Here is a 19,653-nt window from a genome sequence, read left to right on the forward strand (position 1 = left end):
TGGTCTCATTTCGTTCGAAAGCATGGAAGTTATTCACTGCGCAGGGCGTCAATGGGAGCGAGGCGGGCGGCCCGGGTTGCCGGGTAGACGCCGAAGCTGATGCCGATCACGATGGCGACGCCGATGGAGAGCCCGACCGCGGCCGGCGAGACGACGATCGAGCTGCCGATCACACCCGGCAACAGCAGGGCCGCGGTGACCCCGAGTATCGCGCCGAGCAGTCCGCCGCTGAGGCCGAGAATGGCCGCCTCGATCAGAAACTGCCGGCGGATGGCGCCTGGCGGCGCCCCGAGGGCCTTGCGGAGGCCGATCTCGCGGGTGCGCTCCGAGACCGAGACGAGCATAATGTTCATGACGCCGATGCCGCCGACCAGCAACGACAGCGCCGCGACGCCGGTGAGCAGAATCGTGAGCGTCTCGTAAACGGCCGTTGCGGTGCTCACCAGGGCGTCCTGGCTGCTGATGGTGAAGTCGGCGGCCGTGCTGTCGGTGATGGAGTGCAGGTTCAGCAACAGGGTTTCGGCCTCCTGATACGCGGCGGAAAGCTGAGTGTCGCTGGCGGCCTGCAGGTAGATGGTCGACACGGCGGAACTTTCGGTGCCGCCGACCAGCACGCTCGCCGCAGTCGAGAACGGCACGATGGCCATATCGTCGAGGTTGGCCGAGGAATCCGACCCGGCGGACTCGAGCACCCCGATCACCTGGAACGTTTTGTCGCTGATCACCACGGACTGGCCGACCACCCGCTGGGTGCCGAATAGTTCGTCGGCGGTCTCAGGGCCGAGCACCACGACCGCGGCCGAGGTTTCCTCGTCGTCGTCACTGATGAACGCGCCCATGCTGAGAGTGCGGGCGCGCACGTCCAGCCACGAGGTGGTCGTGCCGGTAACGGATGTCGTCCAGTTCGTATCATTCGCTTCGAGCGACAGCGACAGGGTCTTTTCGGCGGCGACCGCGGAAATATCGGGAGCGTTAACGCTCGACGTAAGCGCCTGCGCATCCGCTATGGTCAGCGTCGAAGTCGAGCCGAAGCCGCCCCGCAGACCGGCGGTGTCGGTGCTGCTGCCGGGGGCGATGATCAGCAGGTTACTGCCGAGCGAACTGATCTGCGCGCTGACGTCTTTCTGGGTGCCGAGGCCGAGGCCGACGGTGAGGATGACGGCGGCGATTCCGATCAGAATGCCGAGCACCGTAAGGATCGAGCGCAGTGCGTGCGAGTAGACGGCGCTCCAGCTGGTGCGGAAGGATTCCAGCCAGCTCATACGGCAACCTCCTCGGTCAGTTCGTCCCGGAGAATTTCGCCGTCGCGCACCCAGACGATGCGGGCGGCCCGGCGGGCGACCTCGAGCTCGTGCGTGATGAGCACGATGGTGCGGCCGCGGGAGTGCAGTTCGTCGAACAGGGCGAGCACGTCCTGGGTCGACACCGAGTCGAGGTTTCCGGTCGGTTCGTCGGCCAGAATCATGGTCGGCTCACCGACCAGGGCGCGAGCCACGGCCACGCGCTGCTGCTGTCCGCCGGAGAGCTCGCCCGGCCGATTCTCGAACCGGTCACCGAGACCGACCCGGTCGAGCGCCTGCTCGGCGCGGGCTTTGCGCTCGTGCCGCGGCACTCCCCCATAGATCAGCGGCAATTCCACGTTGCGCCAGGCCGTCAGCGACGACAGCAGGTTAAAGCCCTGAAACACGAACCCGATCTGGCGGTTGCGAATCTCGGCGAGTTCGACCTCGTCGAGACCGTTCACGTCGGTGCCGCCGAGGCGGTATTCGCCGCGGCTGAGGGTGTCGAGGCAGCCGAGAATATTCATGATCGTGGACTTTCCCGACCCCGATGGCCCCATAATGGCGACGTATTCGCCCTCATGAATCGCGAGGTCGATGCCCGTGAGGGCTTCGAATTCGATGCTGCCGGAGCGGTAGGTCTTGCCGGCGTTACGCAATTCGATGACCGGGGTATCCGATTTAGTTTTCGCGTTAACCATTGTCGGGACCTCCAGGCATCTGACCGGCCGGCATGTCGCCGCCGGGGGGCATCATGCCGGTGCGGTCGGTGCCGGTGTTGCCGCTGCCGGGGGTGAAGGATGCCATGACGACCTCGTCGCCCTCGGCGAGTCCCTCGGTGATCTCGGTGAGGTTGCCGATCGTGGCCCCGACGGTGACCGGCGTCGAGACCTCGTTACCGTCGGCGTCCAGTACGGTCACAACGGATGCCCCATCCACGATGGTCACAGCGGCGCTAGCCACCGTCAGCACGTCGGTGCGGCGTTCGTACACGATGTCCGCGGTCACCGCGACGCCGTCATAGAGGCCCTCAGTGGATCCGGTGACCACGACGACGACCGGGTAGGCGACCACACCGGTGCTCGTTGAGGGCAGCAGGCCGACCTCGGAGACGGTGCCGAAAAACTCAGTGCCGTCATCGAGTGCCAATTCGACCTGGTTATCGGCCGCAATGAGGGCGGCATCCGTCTCACCGACGGTGAAGTCAACGGTCCAGGAGTCGGTGCCGACGATGGTGAAGGCGGCGCTGCTGGCGGTGGTCGTCGCGCCGGCTCCGGTTTCCGCCGTTCCGGCCGCTGCGCCGCCGCTCGCTGCGCCGCCGGTCGTGCTGCCGCCCGAGACGGCCTCGCCGAGGGCGACGTTGACCACGGTGATGAGTCCGGCGACCGGCGCGGTGAGTGTGACGGCAGCTTGCGCGGCCAGGGCCTCATCGACACCGTTCTGTGCCGTGGTCACGCTGGCCTCGTTGGCGGCGATCTGGGCCAGGTCGGCCGTGCTTGTGTCACTCGCATCCTCGCTGTCGGCCAGTTTCGCTGCAGCGGAGGCGAGGGTGGCGCGGGCCGCGAGCAGCTCGGCGTCGACGGTGAGGGTGTCGACGGTAGCGAGCACGTCGCCCGCCGAGACCACCGTTCCGACGGCCACGTTCACCCCGGTGACGTTTCCGGATGCCGCGAAGGACACCTCCTCCTGCACGGTCGGGGTGAGGGTGCCGCTCACCGTGACGCTCTGTTGCATGGTCTCGAGACTCGCGGCAACGGTCTGGGTGGCCGGAGTGGCCTCGGCACTGGTCGGCTGGGCGGCAATGAACCACCAGGCCCCGCCGCCGATCAGGGCGAGCACGATGACGCCGCCGCTGAGCATCCACCACCGGGCTTTCATTTGACGGATGCGTGTGCGCAGCTTCATTGTTCTCCTCAGATATTCACCTTCGGCACGTTGTTCCCTGTGCCGCTACAACGAACCTAAGGACGCTGTCTATGCCCGAGGCATCCGTGGCCTATCAATTGGCTATGACCCGAGCGAGAGCGCAGAAAGTGCCTGTTTGAGCACCCCAATCGGGCACTTTTTGCGCTCTCGCGGGTCGGATACCATGGGGGAATGGCAGATTCAACGTTCGACATCGTCAGCAAGGTCGACCCGATGGAGGTCGACAACGCCCTCAACCAGGCGCACAAGGAAGTCGCGCAGCGCTACGACTTCAAGAACGTGGGGGCCTCGATCGCGATGAGCGGCGAGAAGGTGCTCATGAAGGCAAACACCGAGGAGCGCGTCAAGGCGATCCTCGAGGTCTTCGAGTCCAAGCTGATCAAGCGCGGCATCTCCCTGCGCAGCCTCGATGCCGGCGAGCCGTTCGCCTCCGGAAAGGAGTACCGCATCGAGACGTCGATGAAGGCCGGGATCGACCAGGAGAACGCGAAGAAGATCAGCAAGATCATTCGCGATGAGGGGCCCAAGGGCGTCAAGAGCCAGATTCAGGGCGACGAACTGCGGGTCAGCTCGAAGAGCCGCGACGACCTGCAGGCGGTCATGGCCCTACTCAAGGGCAAGGACCTCGACGTGGCCCTGCAGTTCACGAACTTCCGCTAGCCGCACGCCCGCACCTCCCGCACCTCCCGCACCTCCCGCACCTCCCGCACCATTTTGGTCGCCGGGCCCACCCTATGGAAGCGGGCCCATGATGGATCATGGGCCCCGTTCCCGGGCCCGGGCCCGGGCCCGGTCAGAATAGGACTCTTGCTCGGCGCGAGACACCGGGCATTCTGTGCCACCCGGCGTTCGAGAACCCCCCTCGTGGAAGTCCGTCGCCGGGCCCACCTTATGGAAGCGGGCCCATGATGGATCATGGGCCCCGTTTCCGGGCCCGGGCCCGGTCAGAAGAGAGGGGCGGCGCGGGCTACTCCGCGCGGGAGACCGCGACCATTTCGTCGCGATCGACGACCTTAATGCGGATGCGGCCGGCCGCCTCACCGAGCGCGAGCTCGTGCTGGTCCAGGTTGTGCCAGCCGTCAAGTCCGGTGTAGCGCACGCCGCGATCGGAGAGCAGCGCCACGATACTCTCCTCCGACGGCGACTCGGGCCGCCACCAGTTCCCGAGGTCATTGATCAGGTGCTTGATGGTCTCCATCGCGTCGCTTTTGGTATGGCCGATCAGGCCGACCGGCCCGCGCTTGATCCAGCCGGTCGCGTAGACGCCGTACATCTGCTGGTTGAACAGCCCGCCGGTCCCGGCCGAGGGGTCACGCCGCAGCACCTGACCCTCGCGGTTGGGAATCACACCGCGCTTCTTGTCGAACGGCACGTCGGCCAGCTCGGACCCGAAGTAGCCGACCGCCCGGTACACGGCCTGAACCGGGATCTCGCGAATCTCACCGGTGCCGACGACGCCGCCGGCGGCATCCGTTATGGTACGTTCCCAGCGAAACGCAGCTACCCGGCCGGTGCCGTCATCGACGACCTCGACCGGCTTGGCGAAGAAGTGCAGGTGCAGGCGGCGGCTGGCCGTGCCGGTCTCGCGGGCGCGCCACGCGTTCAGCGTCTTGTCGATCACGAAAACCTGTTTGTTGCTCGCGACGGCATCCTTGGCTGCTTCGTCGTAGTCGAAGTCCTCGTCGTAGACGATCATGTCGACGTCGTTCAGCTCGCCGATCTCGCGCAGCTCAAGCGGCGTGAATTTAACGGATGTCGGCCCGCGGCGCCCAAACACGTGCACGTCGGTCACCGGTGACGCCGCGAGCCCGTCGTACACGTTTCCGGGAATCTCGGTCGGAAGCAGGTCCTCGGCGTGCTTGATCAGCATGCGGGACACGTCGAGGGCCACGTTGCCGTTGCCGATCACGGCGATCTCGCGGGCCTCGAGCGGCCAGGTGCGCGGCACATCGGGGTGACCGTCGAACCAGCTGACGAAGTCGGCTGCGCCGTAGGAGCCGTCGAGCGAGGCGCCCGGAATGTTGAGGTCGGCGTCCTGCACGGCCCCGGTCGCGAAGATGACCGCGTTGTAGTGCTTCTTGAGGTCGTCGAGGGTGATATCGACACCGAACCGCACATTGCCGAACACGCGAATATCGCCGCTGTCGAGCACCCCGCGCAGGGCGGTGATGATGCCCTTGATGCGCGGGTGGTCGGGCGCGACGCCGTAGCGCACCAGCCCATACGGCGCGGGAAGGTGGTCGAACAGGTCGATCGAGACCTCAAAGTTACGCTCAGCCTTGAGCAGAATATCGGCGGCGTAGATGCCGGCCGGGCCTGCGCCGACGATAGCCAGTCTCAATTTGGTCACGGAAGTTTCCTTACTGCGCGAGCAGTCGGGGCAAGCCCCAACACGCTCTAGCTGGAGCGCTCGACGATGGTCTCGGCGAATCGGGTGAGAGCTTTCTTAACCGAGCCCTTCGGCAGCAGGGCGAGGGCAGCTACCGCGTCGCGGGCCCAGCCGTGCGCCTCGGCGAGGGTTTCGGCGGTGACGGCGTGCTCGCGCAGCGCGGTGATGGCCGCATCGGCAGCCTCACCCTGTTCAGCGCCGGCCGACATGACGTCGCGTTCGAGTCGCTGCAGCAGATCAGCGGATGCCCCATCGCTCACGGCGCGTTCCCGCAACCGAAGCAGCGGCAACGTCACCACTCCCGCCCGGAGGTCCGTTCCCGGCACCTTGCCGGTCTCCTGCGGCTGCGGCGACAGGTCGAGCACATCGTCGATGAGCTGAAAGGCCACGCCGATCTTTTCGCCGAAGTCGACGACGGGCTGCTCGAACTCGGCCGGAGCGTTGGAGAACACCACCCCGCCCTGCGCGGCTGCCGCGATGAGCGAGCCGGTTTTGCCGGCGAGCACCTGAATGTAATGCTCGACCGGGTCGTCGCCGGCGCGCGGGCCGACCGTCTCCTGAAACTGGCCCATCACGAGGCGCTCGAAGGTGGTCGCCTGCAGCTTGATGGCGCGCTCACCGAGCCGGGCCATCAGCTGACTGGCACGGGCAAACAACAGGTCCCCGGTGAGGATAGCGATGGAGTTGCCCCACACCGTTTGGGCGCTCGGTACGCCGCGACGCTTGTCGGCATCATCCATCACGTCGTCGTGGTAGAGCGAGGCGAGGTGGGTCAGTTCGATGGCCGTCGCCGCGGTGACCACGTCGGGCAGAATGCCCTCGCCCAGGTGCGCGGTGAGCAGCGCGAGCATGGGACGCACCCGTTTGCCGCCCGCGTTGAGCAGGTAGCGGCTGGTGACCGTGGCGATTTCGTTGGCGTAGACCAGTTCGGCGAGCAGGGCGGCTTCGACCTGTTCAATGCCGGAATCGATGTTCGCGGCCAGGCCACGATCGGCGGAAGTCGAGAAGATACGATCGCCGAGGCCCGCCTGGCTAGTCACCGACGCGCTGCGTCGGATCACGGGGGCTCTGGATTTCACGTAAGTCAGCCTATCGAGTTGATCAGGATTTGGTTCCACGGTGCAGCGCCACGATGCCGAGCGTGAGATTGCGGTAGGCGACGCTGGAGTAGCCGGCCGAGCGCAGCCATCCGCTTAATACCGGCTGGGTCGGCCAGGCCGCGATGGACTCGCCGAGGTAGTCGTAGGCCTCGGCGTTCGACGAGGCGAGCCGCACGACCCGCGGCATCACGTGGTTGAGGTAGGCGAAATAGCTCTGGCGCACGAGCGTGAGCGGCGGGGTCGAGAACTCGCAGATGACGACGCGGCCGCCGGGCTTGGTCACCCGGTAGAACTCGGCGAGCGCCTTCTTCGGTTCGACCACGTTGCGCAGCCCGAAGGAGATTGTGACGGCGTCGAATTCGTTGTCTTTGAAGGGAAGCGCCGTGGCGTCGGCCTGCACGAATTCGATGTTCGGGTTGTGCGCGTGACGGGTCTTGCCGACCTCGATCATGCCGGCCGAGAAGTCGGCGGCCACGACGTGGGCGCCACTGTGGGCGAGGGCTGCGCTGGACGTTCCGGTGCCGGCGGCGATGTCCAGAATGCGCTCCCCGGCTTGCGGGTTGACGGCCTTGGTGGTGGCGAGGCGCCAGAGCGACGCGTTGCCGACCGACAGCAACGCATTTGTGCGGTCATAGTGGGCGGCCACCTCGTCGAACATGGCAGCCACCTGCGCGGGCCGTTTGTTCAGGTCTGCTCTATTCACCCCATCATTCTAGGTCGCGCGGGCGGGGCGAAACTGCATGGTTGCCGGGGTACGCGTTCGTATAGGAGCAGCGGCGCGGGCGTAGGCTACAGAAGTGAATGTGCAGGCCTTGACGGTCGAAACCTCCCCGATAGCCGATATCCGCCAACTGATCCTGCTGCTCGATGGCCGCACGCCTCTTCTCTGGATGCGTCGCAACCAGGGTTTGGCTGGCATCGGCTGCGCGCTGCGGCTCGAATTCTCCGGCCCGACCCGCATGACGGATGCTGCGGCGGCGTGGAAACAAGTCGTCGCGCTGGCCACCGTGACCGACCCGCTGGCCCGCACCGGCACCGGGCTGCTGGCCTTCGGTGCGTTCGCCTTCGACGAGTCCTCCGCGCAGACCAGCGTGCTGATCGTGCCCGAAATCATCGTCGGCCGCGAAGACGGCCAGTGCTGGGTGACGCGCATTCACGTGACCGGCCAGAGCGCCGGCGCGAACCCGCTCGCGCTGCATCCGCTCGGCGACGAGTATCGCATCGCGCTGCTCCCGGGAGCGTTACCCCCCGCAGACTTTCGCACCGCGGTCAGCTCCGGCATCGAACGCATTCGCGCGCAACAGGTCAACAAGGTCGTGCTCGCCCGCGACCTGATCGGGCGGGTGCCGGCCGAGTCCGACCTGCGCCGCGCCATCAGCAAGCTCGCGCTCGGCTACCCGGACTGCTGGACCTACGCCGTCGACGGCCTCATCGGGTCGAGCCCGGAAACCCTCATTCGCGCCGACCACGGCTCGGTCAATGCCCGGGTGCTGGCCGGCACGATCTCGCGGGGAGCGGATGCCGAAGACGACCGCGAGGCAGCCCTGACCCTGGCGACCTCGTCGAAGGACGGCGACGAGCACGAGTTCGCCGTGCAGAGCGTGCTCAAGTCGCTGCGCCCGCACACCTCGGTGCTCGCGACCAGTGAGATTCCGTTCACGGTGAAGCTGCCGAACCTGTGGCATCTCGCGACCGACCTCGAGGGCACGCTGAGCGACGGGTCAACCTCGCTCGACCTGATCGCTGCGTTGCATCCGACTGCCGCGGTCGCCGGAACTCCGACCCTCGAAGCCCTGAGCCTCATTCGCGAGCTCGAACCGTTCGACCGCGGCCGCTACGCCGGGCCGGTCGGCTGGGTCGGCGCCGACGGCGACGGTGAATGGGCGATCGCCCTGCGCTGCGCCCAGGTCGCCCCCGAGGGCGGCATTACCGCCTACGCCGGCTGCGGCATCGTGCTGGACTCCGACCCCGACCGCGAGCTGGCCGAGACGAAGATGAAGTTTCGCCCGATTGTCGAAGCCTTCGGCTAGCTCGCGGCTATTTCCAGCGCCAGGAATCGATCGCGGCGGCAATGATTTCCTCACCGTTGTCCTCGGGAATGACGAAGGAGATCACGAAGAACTTCACCGGATCGGCGGCGAACTGGTAAGCCTTCGGCGCGAGGACGGTGAGGAAGGCCCTTGTCCGGGTGTTTTCGGCGGTGCCGTTCAGGCGCGTGAGGTTGGCGTCGACGCCGTCGAGGCTGACGGCCTCTTTCGGGCTCGTGACCTCACCGGCTTCGGGATAGTAGGTCTCGATCACAGACTCGACCACGTCGTCGAGGCTGCCGTTCCGCACCCCTGCGTCGGTGATCATCATCGCGTCCGGTGTCACCATTACGCGGCCTAAGACGCTGCCAAACCCCGTCTTGTGGATGACACCGTCCGCGTCGCGTTCGCCCAACAGTTCCAGCGCCGTGACGCAGGCCCGCGTGTTCCCAAAAGAATTGGTGTAGTCGCGGGGCCCAGTGAAGGAGTAACAAGGGGTGACAATGGGTTGGCCCCCGGCCATGATCACCGCGCCGATTCCCGAACTCGCCAGCGAGATCACGATCACCATGGTCACCAGCACGTTGGTGACCCCGGCCAGCGCTGAACCGATCAGGCCCGCTCGCCCGAAGGATTTACCGGCCGGTCTGCGCATGGCGAGGACACCGAGGACGATCCCGTTGATGCCCAGGATCAGACCCAAAACTGGAATCCAGCCGGTGACGAAGGCGCCGATCCCCACGATGAGCGCTGCGAGGGCAATGCCGCCTGGCCGATTGGAATTTGGTCGGGGATCCTGTTGGAGCGCTTCTTCAGAAGAGCCGCCCGGCTGAGCGTTGTCCTGGTGCGAGTCTGTGGTCATCTTGGCCTCCCGGCATCCGTGTGCCTCACAAAGTAGCAAGCCGCCGGTTTGCAATACCGCCTACGGCAAACCTGTGGATAACTCAATTCCCGGCCTCAATTCACCATTTCTCATATTGTGCGAGCGGTGTCGATCCAAGCCCGATCGCGAGCTCGCCGAGACGAAGATGAAGTTTCGGCCGATCGTGGAGGCCTTCAGCTAACCCTCGACCGGTGCCACACTCGCTTCGCGGGAGTTGCGCCGCTGCGCGGGAACTCGACGAACCCCCGCGCACCGGCGGAGGTCCCGCGCGGCGCGCGTGGCGGCGCAGCGCCCACCGCGCGAGGGTTCGCAAGTCGACCTAAACCCGCGCCGGATGAGCGATTTGCACCCCCTCAGCCCCCGCGCTCGCGACGCAGACTCAGCGAACGAGTGGGACCTCGAGGATGGCCGGACCGGTCGGGGCGCCGGTGAGGGCGCGCTCCAGGTCGGCCCGCGTGGCTGCGACCTCGTACTCCCAGCCATAGGCAGCAGCGAGGGCTTGAAGGTCGACGCTGCGCGGCGTGTACAGCACCCGTTCCATCGCCTCGGCCGGGGCCGTTGCCGCGACCTCGAGGCCGTCGAAGATGCTGCCGCCGCCGTCGACTCCGACAATGACCTGCAGCCGCGGCCGCGGTTCACCGGGAGCGAGCAGCAGCGAGCCAACGTCGTGCAGAAACGTCAGGTCGCCCATTAGCACCCGTGTCACTCCGACCGAGCGCGGTTCCGGTTCGGCCTGGCTGGCCAGCGCCACTCCGAGCGCCGTCGCAATGGTGCCGTCGATTCCGGCCAGCCCGCGGTTCGCCAGCACGGTGATCTTCTTGCCGGGAACGCGCTTGTCCGCCTCCCGAATGAGCCGGGAGGCGCCGAGTACGAGCCGGTCGTGCGGCCACGACGCCCGCCACACCGCGTCGACGAGCAGCGCCCGAGTCAGCGGTGCCCGCAGCACGGCCAGCTCGGCGCGGGTGATGCCGCGTTTGTCGATCGGGGCCCGGCCTTCATCGGCCGCCGCCTCGGCGAGGGCCCGGCTGGTCATCACCCAGCGTCCCAGCCACGCCCGACCGGCCGGGGTGCGCGCGGCCGCCGCGCACGAAGCATCCGGTCCAATCGAGCGGGTGAAGGCGCGCGCGGAGCGGCCGGGGTTGTACCATTCGAGTCCGGTCGGGGCGACCACGATTGTCTCCACACCGGGGCGTTCAATGAGGGCGGGAATTTCTCGGCTGAGCGTGGGGTGGCCGAACACGATCACGCGCTCGACCTCGCCGCCCAGATCCACGGCGCCAAGCAGCTCGCGATAGTGCACAATCAGGTTCGGGCCGAACCGAGCCCCGCTGGACACTTCGGCCAGCAGCGGCCAGCCCCCGGCGTGGGCGAGTTCTTCGGCCTCCGGACCGGCGCCATCGCCGGCAACGACAACCGTGCGTGGTCCGGGGGCGAGCAGCATGGTCGGGCCGTCGGTCGAGACGGCAGGTGCAACGGGGGCAGCCGGAGTCACCCTCGGCAATCCAGCAGGAAGCGCGGCCGACAACGGCTCCCGAAACGCCAGATTCAGTTGCACCGGGCCGGGTGCGGCGGTGCTTTCCCCGGTGGCGGCATCCGTCGCCTGGCGGGCCAACGCTTGGGCAATGCCGGTCTCGTCGGGTTCGCCGACCGGCGCCGGAACGTCAAGGCACAGTCGGGTGGCGACGCCGAAGATGCCGGGCTGCACGGTGGTTTGGTTCGAACGGATGCCGCGCAGCTCGGCCGGACGATCGGCCGTCAGCAGGATCATCGGCACCCCGGCGTGGTGCGCTTCGAGCACGGCCGGGTGCAAATTGGCCACGGCCGTGCCCGACGTCACGACGACAAGGGCGGGCCGACCGGTCTCGAGCGCAAGCCCGAGCGCGAGAAAGCCGGCGCTGCGTTCATCGGTGCGCACATGCAAGCGGATACCGCCGGCCCGTTCCAGCTCGGCCGCGGCCAGCGCGAGCGCCTGCGAACGCGCACCGGGACAGAGCACGAGGTCGCGCAGCCCGAGACGTATAAATTCGTTTAGAAGGGAGAAACTAAAATCGGTCGCCGGGCTACCGTTGAACGGCTCAGGCATCCCGACGGCCAGGCTGCTCGCCTTCGCCCGGTTCCTTTTTCTTCTTCTTCGGGTCTACGCCGGTACCATTGCCCGGTGTCGGATCGTTCTTGTCGAGATCGGCGAGGTCCTGCTCCATCCGACGGATGCGCTCCTGCTGGTCTTTCTCGTTGAATGGCCGGTTTTCGCCGGTTGCTGTGGCCACGCCGCCGCCGTTCAGGCCGCGCAGAAAATCGAGGTCGTCATCGGGAGCGACCGATCGGTACGACCGGGTGGTGGGGGTGGAGCGTCCGTGGCCGACCAGCAGCCAGAGCAGCGGGCCGATCAGCGGTACCAGAACGATGACGAAAATCCACACCCAGCGCGGCAAACCTCGAATGCGTTTGCGGTCGAAGACGGCGCAGTCTACGAGGGTGTAGACCGTGAGAATGACCAGGGCCAGTCCTAGTCCGATCAAGAGCTTGGGCATGTCTTGATTGTATGGCGCTTGGCCGTGAGAGACATGTGCGGATGCTCAGGCGCGGCGTTCTAAACTTGGCTCATGAAATTCGTGGCCCCCTGGCTGTACTACTCCGTGATGCGCGTGCTGATGTTTGCCGTACCGCTGGCGATCCTGCTCTCCCTCGGTTTCTGGCCCTGGGCTGCGGCCGTCATCGCTGCCATGCTCGGCCTGTGCCTGTCCTACCTGTTTCTCGGCAAGTCCCGCGAGAGCGTGGCGCGTGACCTGTACCGGGCGCGGCACCCCGGCAAGGAGCCGGTAAACCCGGATTCTGAGGTCGAGGACCAGGCGCTGAATGCCGAAGAAACCACCAACTCAGAACGCGAAAGCAAGTCCCAGTAGCAGCCCGTAGGCCAGCGCCGCGAGGCTGGTCAGCTTCAGCGCAAGGATGAGTTCCCTGGCCGACGTCGCGGTGACCGTAATGAGGCAGGCCGGCAGCGCCAGCAGCAGCACGAAGAACGTGAAGATCCCGAGCGGATAAACCAGGCTGAACAGGCCGGCGATCACGAACGGCAGCAGCAGGAAGACGCAGAAGACGACCCGGGAAGCCGTGCGGCCGATGCGCACCGCGAGGGTGCGCTTGCCGGCGGCCTGGTCGGGCACGATGTCCCGCAGGTTGTTGACCATGAGCACGGCACAGGCGATCAGTCCCATCGCCACACCGCCGAGCACGCTCTCGGTCGTGAAGTCGCCGACCTGCACGTAGGTGGTGCCGGCGGTGGCGACGAGCCCGAAGAAGACGAACACGAACAGTTCGCCGAGGCCGAGGTAGCCGTAGGGCTTTCTGCCACCGGTGTAGAACCAGGCCGCCACCAGGGCGACGACGCCGACGAGTAGCAGCCACCAGTACTGGGTCAGAATGACGAGGGTCAGGCCGGCCACGGCGGCGAGGCCGAAGAAGACCAGGGCGACGCGCAGCACGGTACGGGGGTTGGCAACGCCGCCGCCGGTCAGCCGGGCCGGACCGACCCGAAAAGCGTCGGTGCCGCGAATGCCGTCGGAATAGTCGTTGGCGTAGTTGACGCCGATCTGCAGCAGCAGGGCCACCGCGAGGGCGAGCAGCGCGCGCACCGGGTGGTAGACGCCGGGGCCGGCCGCGACGATGGCGGCTCCGGTGCCGAGCAGTACAGGAGCGATGGCGAGCGGCAGGGTGCGCAGGCGCGCACCGGCGATCCAGTCGGCGGCCGTGGCCGGTTTGACCGCGGCGGGCCCCTTGCGCGGCACGTTTTTGAAGGCTGGATGGCCTGACTTGCCGTTGGTCTTGCCGCCGGAAGCGGCACCCGCCAGCGTCGCCGCAGGGTTCAGTCTTTGTTGTTTGGGCCTGACCGGCCGAGCTCCTTGTGCCACGCCACCATGCTACTTGTTGGCCCAGGACCGGCCAACACAGTACTGGCAAACACAATACTGGCCAACGCCACCCGGTCGGGCTTACCCGAGGCCAGCAGCGGGATCTGCTCCACTCGCACGACGCGCGCGGGCCTGGCGGCACGTCCCAGCAGCGCCACAACGGATGCCCCCACGACAGCCAGATCCGCCGCCGCGCCTTCCGGCCCGGCCACCACCAGAACCGGCACCTGGCCCCATTGGGCATCATCGCCACCGAGCACAACCGCCGTCTCGAAGCCCACACAGGACCGCACGATCCGTTCGACGGCGTCGAGGGACACCTTCTCGCCGCCGGAGATGATCACGTTGTCGGCCCGGCCGAGCACCGTGACGCGACCGCTCAGGGGATCGACTTCGCCGAGGTCGCCGGTGCGATACCAGCGCACCCCCTGCTCCACGATGAACCGGTCAGCGGTGCGCGGTGCATCGTCGAGGTACCCCTCGGCGAGTACCGCGCCCGACAGCTCGAGCTGCCCGTCGACGAGACGCACGAGGGTGTCCCCGATCGGAACCCCGTCGTAGACGCACCCACCGGCCGTCTCCGACGATCCATAGGTGCGCACGACCCGCACCTCCAGTTCGGCCGCCCGCGCGATGAGCTCGGGTCGGATGGCCTGCCCGCCGACCAAAATCGCGGTGAAGCGCCGCAGCACGGCCAGCAGGGCCGGGTCATCCGCTGCGTCGAGCAGCCGGGCCAACTGCACCGGAACCAGCGCGGTGTAGCGCAGCGGCTCGGTCATGGTCTCGGCCAGACGAAGAAAATTCTGCGGATCGAAGTGGCCAGGCGGTAGCACGATCGGGGTGGTCTCGGCGGCGATCGAGCGCACCAGCACCTGCACCCCGGCGATGTAGTGCACCGGAAGGGCCAGCAGCCACTGCCCCGGTCCACCGAGGGCGACCGCCGACGCCGCGGCACCGGCCAGCAGCGCATTGGTGGCGAGCATGGCCCGTTTCGGCGCCCCCGTCGACCCGGAGGTCTCGATCACCACGGCGACCCGCTTCGGCACGTCGCCGAGGACCGGCATTCCAGCAGCCCGATCGGTCGACAGCGGCAGCACGGCCGGCCCGCTGCCGGCGAGCGCGTTTCGCAGCACGGCCAAAAAGTCGAGCGGATGCTCCGGCGCGACCGCGAGCAGCGGCCTCACGTCAGTACTGCCACGGGTACGGCGACCAGTCCGGTTCACGCTTCTCCAGGAAGGAGTCCCGGCCCTCGACGGCTTCATCGGTGCCATAAGCGAGGCGGGTGGCCTCGCCGGCGAACACCTGCTGGCCGACCAGCCCGTCGTCGACGGCGTTGAAGGCGAACTTGAGCATGCGAATCGCGGTGGGCGACTTGGTCAGAATCTCTCGAGCCCAGTCCAGCGCCACGGTTTCCAGTTCGGCGTGCGGCACGACGGCGTTGATCGCGCCCATCTCGAGCGCACGCTGGGCCGAGTATTCGCGAGCCAGAAAGAACACCTCGCGGGCGGCTTTCTGGCCGACCTGGCGGGCGAAGTAGGCGCTGCCGTAACCGGCATCGAAGGAGCCGACATCGGCATCCGTCTGCTTGAATTTGCCGTGTTCGGCGCTGGCGATACTCAGGTCGCAGACCACGTGCAGGGAGTGCCCGCCGCCGGCCGCCCAGCCGGGTATGACCGCGATGACGACCTTGGGCATGAAACGGATGAGACGCTGCACTTCCAGAATATGCAGGCGTCCGGCGCGTCCGCGGTCGATGCCCGCTGCCGTCTCGCCCTCGGAGTACTTGTAGCCGTCCCGGCCGCGGATGCGCTGATCGCCACCGGAGCAGAAAGCCCAGCCGCCGTCCTTGGCACTCGGGCCATTGCCGGTGAGCAGAACGACGCCGATTTTCGAGTTCAGCCGAGCGTCTTCCAGAGCGCTGAACAACTCGTCGACCGTGCGGGGGCGAAAGGCGTTGCGCACCTCGGGCCGGTCAAAGGCGATGCGGGCGATTCGGCCGCTCAGATCCTGGTGGTAGGTCAGATCAGTGAGGTCTTCAAAGCCGGCAACGGCCTTCCATTGGCTCGCATCGAAGATTTCGGATACCTGTTCGCTCATGCTGTCAGCCTACGGGGGCAGACGCGCAGCTTGCGGCTTCACCAACTCGTAATACCCACGGTTGTAAAGACGAAATAACCTCAGGTAACCTGTACCAAACAATATGTCAAGCCCTTGATCGCCACCCCCCTTCGGGGGTGTACTAATGACTTGGAATACACGGGGAGGTGGCCATGAATATCACAGACAGCAGCAGCCAGTGCGGGGGCAAGCGCTCATGACGACGACTGTTGAGAGAAACACCAACACTGCTCCGCTGCCGCGCCCGGCGGCGAATACCGCGCCGCGTCGCGTCGCGGCATCGGCCAGCTACAGCGCCGCATCAACGGATGCCTTCGGCGATTACCTGCGCCGCATCGGCAAGGGGACCCTGCTCAACGCCGAGCAGGAGGTTGATCTGGCGCGCCGCATCGAGGTGGGTCTGTTCGCTGAGGCTCGACTGCTGCGGGACGGCGATGCCATCCCGCGCGATTCGGTGGAGCAGCGGGACCTGGCCTGGCTCGGGCAAGACGGGCGCCGCGCCAAGAACCAGTTCATCGAGGCCAACCTGCGCTTGGTCGTCAGCATCGCCAAACACTATTCCGGTCGCGGGGTGCCCATCATGGACCTCGTTCAGGACGGCAATATGGGCCTGGTGCGTGCGGTCGAAAAGTATGACTTCATGACCGGCTACAAGTTCTCCACCTACGCCACCTGGTGGATCCGCCAGGCCATCCACCGCGGTATGGCCGACAAATCGCGCATGATCCGCATCCCGGTGCACACGGCCGAGAAGCTGAATAAGATTAAGCGGATCCGTCGTGATCTCACGAGCGTGCTCGACCGCGACCCGACAGCACGCGAGATCGGTGAGGCCGCGCAGCTTCCAGTGCGCGATGTGCTGCGGCTGCTGCAGTACGACAACGAACCGATCTCCCTGCACACCCCGGTCGGTGATGGCGCCGGCGATATGGCTGAACTCATCATCGACGACGACCTGCCCCAGCCCGACGAGCACGCCACCCTGACCCTGCGTGCCGCGGACATCCGCTTCTTTCTGGAAACACTGCCGCCCCGAGAACGCTCCATTCTGCGGGCCCGGTTCGGCCTCGACGGCAACGAGCCCCGTACCCTCGACCAGATCGCCCACATCGAGGGCGTCACCCGGGAACGCGTGCGGCAGATCGAGAAACGCGCCCTGGCTCTTCTGCACGTGCCCCGGCTGGAGCACTACCTGCGCGACTAGCGAGGTCAGGATCAACCGAATGCACGCGAGCTGGAGCGAGACATGGGAAAGCTGACCTACGACTCGACCCTCACCGCGGACTTCGACGATCGAGTTCTGGCGCATATCCAGGTGGTCATCGGAGCCAAGCTTCGGCGCGGCGAATCGTTCTATTTCACCTGGCGCGATGACCCGCAGGCGGGCAACGGGCGGAGCACCATCTGGCTGCACCCCGGCATCCCAATCGCATACAAATATTTCGGCAGCCGCTCCCCCACCCTGAACCGCGAGTGGATCGAGGCGCTCATGGCCACGGCCAACTCCTCCGGCGGCCTGCAAATCGTTCCAGAACCCCGATCCCCGTTCGCGCCACTGAGCTCGAAGGACGAACCATGAACCGCATCGACATCGTCTATGGCGGCAAGCCCTATTCCCTCGGCGGCCGTTCGGTCGAGTCGATCCAGGTGGAGATCGACGGCGCCATCGCTGCCGGGCTGCCGTACTGGTTGCGGGTAAACAGCGGGGAGGGCCGGTTCGAAGACGCCTATCTGCTCATCGCCCCCGGAATCGCGGTCGCCCTGGTCAATGTCAGGCCGAACGGCATCGACCACGATCATGAGGGCGATGACCTCGATCAGGATTCGCTCTGACCAACTACCCAGCCGGAGGCTGCCAGACTGGATCCATGTTGACCTCACTGGATGCCACGGTCCCCACCTTGGAAGAGCTTCTCGGTTCCGCGCACGTCGTCTCCCTGAAACTGTTCGACCGGTTTCGAGGCCTGGACAGCCGGGAAGCAATGCTGTTCGAGGGGCCGCAGGGCTGGACGGAGTTTTCTCCCTTCGTCGAATACGACGACGCTGAGGCAGTCAACTGGCTGCGGGCCGCGATTGATTTCGGCTGGCAGGACTCGCCGCACCCGCTGCGCACGAGCATTCCGGTCAACGCCACCGTGCCCGCCGTCTCCGCCGACAAGGTGGCCGAAGTGCTCGCCCGTTTTCCCGGCTGCCGCACAGCCAAGGTGAAGGTGGCCAGCCCCGATCAGACTCTGGCCGACGATGTCGCCCGGGTCGCCGAGGTGCGCCGCGTGCTCGGCCCGGAGGGACGCATCCGAATCGATGCGAACGGACTGTGGAATGTGGATGAGGCGGAGCATGCCATTCACGCCCTGAGCGCCTTTGATCTCGAATACGTCGAGCAGCCCTGCCTGACCGTGCCGGAACTGGCCGAGATTCGCCAGCGCACGACCTACCTGAGCGTGCCGATCGCCGCCGACGAGAGCGTGCGCAAGAGCAGCGACCCACTCGCCGTGGCGAGGGCCGGCGCCGCCGACATCCTGGTGATCAAGGCGCAGCCACTCGGCGGCATTCGCGCCGCCCTGTCGATCATCGGCCAGACCGGCCTTCCGGTCGTCGTCTCCAGCGCCCTCGACACCTCCGTCGGGCTGTCCATGGGCGCCCACCTGGCCGCATCCGTTCCCGGCCTGTACTTCGACTGCGGACTGGGCACGGCCTCGCTGCTGGCCGAGGACGTCACGACCCACCCGCTGCTCCCGGTCGACGGCGCGATTCCGGTGCGCCGAGTCACCTCCGACCCTGCTCTGCTCACGCAGCACGCAGCCAGTCCGGAGCGCCGCGACTGGTGGCTGGCGCGCCTCGCGCGCACCCACGCGCTCCTTGCCGCCGCCGGATAGCGCGCAGCCTAATCGCTAAAGCGGGTGAAAGGTTGATTCAGACGGGCTGAAGCAACCGTTTACCCGCTTTCGAGTGACTGCGGGCTACAAGCCAGAGTAGGCGTGCAGGCCCTTGAAGAACACGTTGACGATGCCGAAGTTGAACATGACGGCGCTGAAACCGATGATCGACAGCCAGGCCGAGCGTGATCCGCGCCAGCCGCGGGTCGCACGGGCGTGGATGTAGCCCGCGTAGATGACCCAGATAATGAAAGTCCAGACCTCTTTGGTGTCCCAGCCCCAATACCGGCCCCAGGCCTGTTCGGCCCAGATCGAGCCGGCCATCAGGGTGAAGGTCCACAAAATGAAGCCGACGATATTGATGCGGTAGGACAGATTCTCCAGCGTCACTGACGACGGCAGCGTGGCCAGAAAACGCAGGCGCAGAGCGGATGCGATCGCCCCGCGCGGCGCGGCAGCTCCCTCGAGCACGTGGTTCTCCCGCCGCGACTGCAACAGCTGAACGGTCGACAGGGCGAAGCCGAGCGCGAACATTCCGGTGCCGAGGGACGCCACGAAAACGTGGATCACCAGCCAGGCCGACTGCAGCGCCGGCGGCAGCGGAGCGACCTCGACGTAGAACTGCAGCGCGGCAATTCCGAGCAGCACGAGCACGAGGCCGGTGACGAAGGTTCCCAGAAAACGCAGGTCCGAGCGCACCAGCACGAGCAGAAACACCGTCATGATGAGCAGGGTTCCGGTCATGGCGAATTCGTACATGTTCGCCCACGGCACCCGGTCGGCGGCGAAACCGCGCATAACGGTTGCCACGAGGTGCAGTGCCCAGGCGAGCACGGTGAGCGAGACGCCCACCCGCAGGCTCGACGAGCGGCCGTAGGGCATGGCCGCATCGTTGTCCATCCGCGCGCTGAGGCGGGACAGCACCGGCCGTTTCAGGGCCGGCCGCTCAAGGGTGCGGGTACCGCCAGCGGATGCTGCGGCGCCGGCCGAAGCAGCGGCATCCGTTTCCACCAGGTCGGCCGCCTCGATCACGCCGACCGCGCTCGAGCGGCGGGCGAGGTCGATCGCGAAGGCGATGAAAGCGAGGGCGTAGACGCCCATCGCCGAATACAGCGCGTAGAGCGAGTACGAGTTGAGCAGTGCGGG

20 protein-coding genes are annotated in these 19,653 nt (G+C 66.6%); 7 read left to right on the forward strand and 13 right to left on the reverse strand.

What is annotated here, in order from left to right; translation table 11 throughout:
- Nucleotides 1–29: 29 nt before the first annotated feature.
- Genes E3T43_RS10180 through E3T43_RS10190 form a run of 3 tightly spaced genes read right to left on the reverse strand, consistent with a single transcriptional unit; the run spans nt 30 to nt 3,185 of the window.
- On the reverse strand, nt 30–1,262 hold the full coding sequence (locus tag E3T43_RS10180) for an ABC transporter permease (protein ID WP_134472379.1): 1,233 nt from the start codon (nt 1,260–1,262) through the stop codon (nt 30–32).
- Nucleotides 1,259–1,981 (reverse strand): ABC transporter ATP-binding protein, encoded by a 723-nt coding sequence (locus tag E3T43_RS10185; RefSeq protein WP_134472380.1) that lies wholly within the window; start codon nt 1,979–1,981, stop codon nt 1,259–1,261. Before E3T43_RS10185 ends, E3T43_RS10180 begins: the two co-directional genes overlap by 4 nt.
- Nucleotides 1,974–3,185 (reverse strand): efflux RND transporter periplasmic adaptor subunit, encoded by a 1,212-nt coding sequence (locus E3T43_RS10190; protein ID WP_241978919.1) that lies wholly within the window; start codon nt 3,183–3,185, stop codon nt 1,974–1,976. Before E3T43_RS10190 ends, E3T43_RS10185 begins: the two co-directional genes overlap by 8 nt.
- 192 nt (nt 3,186–3,377) lie before the next feature.
- Between E3T43_RS10190 and E3T43_RS10195 the strand changes: the two genes are divergently transcribed.
- Nucleotides 3,378–3,866, forward strand: coding sequence for a YajQ family cyclic di-GMP-binding protein (locus tag E3T43_RS10195; RefSeq protein ID WP_092448417.1), 489 nt, complete (start codon nt 3,378–3,380; stop codon nt 3,864–3,866).
- 307 nt (nt 3,867–4,173) lie between these two features.
- Here the strand turns inward: E3T43_RS10195 and E3T43_RS10200 are convergent, their stop codons facing one another.
- From E3T43_RS10200 to ubiE, 3 genes are read right to left on the reverse strand one after another with little or no spacing between them, the layout of a single operon-like run.
- Nucleotides 4,174–5,556, reverse strand: a complete 1,383-nt coding sequence (locus E3T43_RS10200; RefSeq protein ID WP_092448418.1) for an FAD-dependent oxidoreductase — start codon at nt 5,554–5,556, stop codon at nt 4,174–4,176.
- A 47-nt stretch (nt 5,557–5,603) separates the two neighbouring features.
- Nucleotides 5,604–6,674 (reverse strand): polyprenyl synthetase family protein, encoded by a 1,071-nt coding sequence (locus tag E3T43_RS10205; RefSeq protein ID WP_241978920.1) that lies wholly within the window; start codon nt 6,672–6,674, stop codon nt 5,604–5,606.
- A gap of 22 nt (nt 6,675–6,696) precedes the next feature.
- Nucleotides 6,697–7,398 (reverse strand): bifunctional demethylmenaquinone methyltransferase/2-methoxy-6-polyprenyl-1,4-benzoquinol methylase UbiE, encoded by a 702-nt coding sequence (gene ubiE, locus E3T43_RS10210; protein WP_104131648.1) that lies wholly within the window; start codon nt 7,396–7,398, stop codon nt 6,697–6,699.
- Nucleotides 7,399–7,492: 94 nt separating this feature from the next.
- Here ubiE and E3T43_RS10215 point away from each other — a divergent pair, with 94 nt between their 5' ends.
- Entirely contained in the window at nt 7,493–8,725 is a 1,233-nt protein-coding gene (locus E3T43_RS10215; protein ID WP_241978921.1) for an isochorismate synthase MenF, read from the forward strand.
- 7 nt (nt 8,726–8,732) lie between these two features.
- Here the strand turns inward: E3T43_RS10215 and E3T43_RS10220 are convergent, their stop codons facing one another.
- The 3 genes from E3T43_RS10220 to E3T43_RS10230 form a co-directional block, all read right to left on the reverse strand.
- Nucleotides 8,733–9,464, reverse strand: coding sequence for a hypothetical protein (locus E3T43_RS10220; RefSeq protein WP_166791300.1), 732 nt, complete (start codon nt 9,462–9,464; stop codon nt 8,733–8,735).
- 520 nt (nt 9,465–9,984) lie between these two features.
- Nucleotides 9,985–11,688, reverse strand: coding sequence for a 2-succinyl-5-enolpyruvyl-6-hydroxy-3-cyclohexene-1-carboxylic-acid synthase (gene menD, locus E3T43_RS10225; RefSeq protein WP_134472381.1), 1,704 nt, complete (start codon nt 11,686–11,688; stop codon nt 9,985–9,987).
- Entirely contained in the window at nt 11,681–12,136 is a 456-nt protein-coding gene (locus E3T43_RS10230; protein WP_134444204.1) for a PLD nuclease N-terminal domain-containing protein, read from the reverse strand. The genes menD and E3T43_RS10230 overlap by 8 nt, the downstream gene beginning before the upstream one ends.
- 72 nt (nt 12,137–12,208) lie before the next feature.
- Here E3T43_RS10230 and E3T43_RS10235 point away from each other — a divergent pair, with 72 nt between their 5' ends.
- Nucleotides 12,209–12,508, forward strand: coding sequence for a DUF4229 domain-containing protein (locus E3T43_RS10235; protein WP_134444206.1), 300 nt, complete (start codon nt 12,209–12,211; stop codon nt 12,506–12,508).
- Here E3T43_RS10235 and E3T43_RS10240 read toward each other — a convergent pair.
- From E3T43_RS10240 to E3T43_RS10250, 3 genes are read right to left on the reverse strand one after another with little or no spacing between them, the layout of a single operon-like run.
- Nucleotides 12,482–13,513: a 1,4-dihydroxy-2-naphthoate polyprenyltransferase gene (locus E3T43_RS10240; RefSeq protein ID WP_370449933.1), complete on the reverse strand. Its 1,032-nt coding sequence runs from the start codon at nt 13,511–13,513 to the stop codon at nt 12,482–12,484. The genes E3T43_RS10235 and E3T43_RS10240 overlap by 27 nt on opposite strands.
- Nucleotides 13,468–14,697 carry an AMP-binding protein gene (locus E3T43_RS10245; RefSeq protein ID WP_241978922.1) on the reverse strand — a complete coding sequence of 410 codons (1,230 nt, stop codon included), beginning with the start codon at nt 14,695–14,697 and terminating at the stop codon, nt 13,468–13,470. Before E3T43_RS10245 ends, E3T43_RS10240 begins: the two co-directional genes overlap by 46 nt.
- A 1-nt stretch (nt 14,698) precedes the next feature.
- A complete protein-coding gene (locus E3T43_RS10250; RefSeq protein ID WP_134444208.1) occupies nt 14,699–15,610 on the reverse strand; it encodes a 1,4-dihydroxy-2-naphthoyl-CoA synthase in 912 nt (303 codons plus the stop codon).
- Nucleotides 15,611–15,827: 217 nt separating this feature from the next.
- On the opposite strand from E3T43_RS10250, the gene E3T43_RS10255 reads away from it, so the two are divergent.
- Genes E3T43_RS10255 through E3T43_RS10270 form a run of 4 tightly spaced genes read left to right on the forward strand, consistent with a single transcriptional unit; the run spans nt 15,828 to nt 18,507 of the window.
- Nucleotides 15,828–16,835, forward strand: coding sequence for an RNA polymerase sigma factor RpoD/SigA (locus E3T43_RS10255; RefSeq protein ID WP_134472382.1), 1,008 nt, complete (start codon nt 15,828–15,830; stop codon nt 16,833–16,835).
- A gap of 42 nt (nt 16,836–16,877) precedes the next feature.
- On the forward strand, nt 16,878–17,210 hold the full coding sequence (locus tag E3T43_RS10260; RefSeq protein WP_134472383.1) for an ATP-dependent DNA ligase: 333 nt from the start codon (nt 16,878–16,880) through the stop codon (nt 17,208–17,210).
- On the forward strand, nt 17,207–17,464 hold the full coding sequence (locus E3T43_RS10265) for a hypothetical protein (protein ID WP_134444212.1): 258 nt from the start codon (nt 17,207–17,209) through the stop codon (nt 17,462–17,464). The genes E3T43_RS10260 and E3T43_RS10265 overlap by 4 nt, the downstream gene beginning before the upstream one ends.
- Nucleotides 17,465–17,499: 35 nt before the next feature.
- Complete coding sequence (locus E3T43_RS10270; RefSeq protein ID WP_134472384.1) at nt 17,500–18,507, forward strand: o-succinylbenzoate synthase; 1,008 nt, start codon at nt 17,500–17,502, stop codon at nt 18,505–18,507.
- 84 nt (nt 18,508–18,591) lie between these two features.
- Here E3T43_RS10270 and ccsB read toward each other — a convergent pair whose 3' ends face one another.
- Nucleotides 18,592–19,608 carry a c-type cytochrome biogenesis protein CcsB gene (gene ccsB, locus E3T43_RS10275; RefSeq protein WP_092448486.1) on the reverse strand — a complete coding sequence of 339 codons (1,017 nt, stop codon included), beginning with the start codon at nt 19,606–19,608 and terminating at the stop codon, nt 18,592–18,594.
- Nucleotides 19,609–19,653 lie beyond the last annotated feature (45 nt).

This window comes from Cryobacterium sp. Hh7 (assembly GCF_004403155.1).
Taxonomy (GTDB): domain Bacteria; phylum Actinomycetota; class Actinomycetes; order Actinomycetales; family Microbacteriaceae; genus Cryobacterium; species Cryobacterium levicorallinum.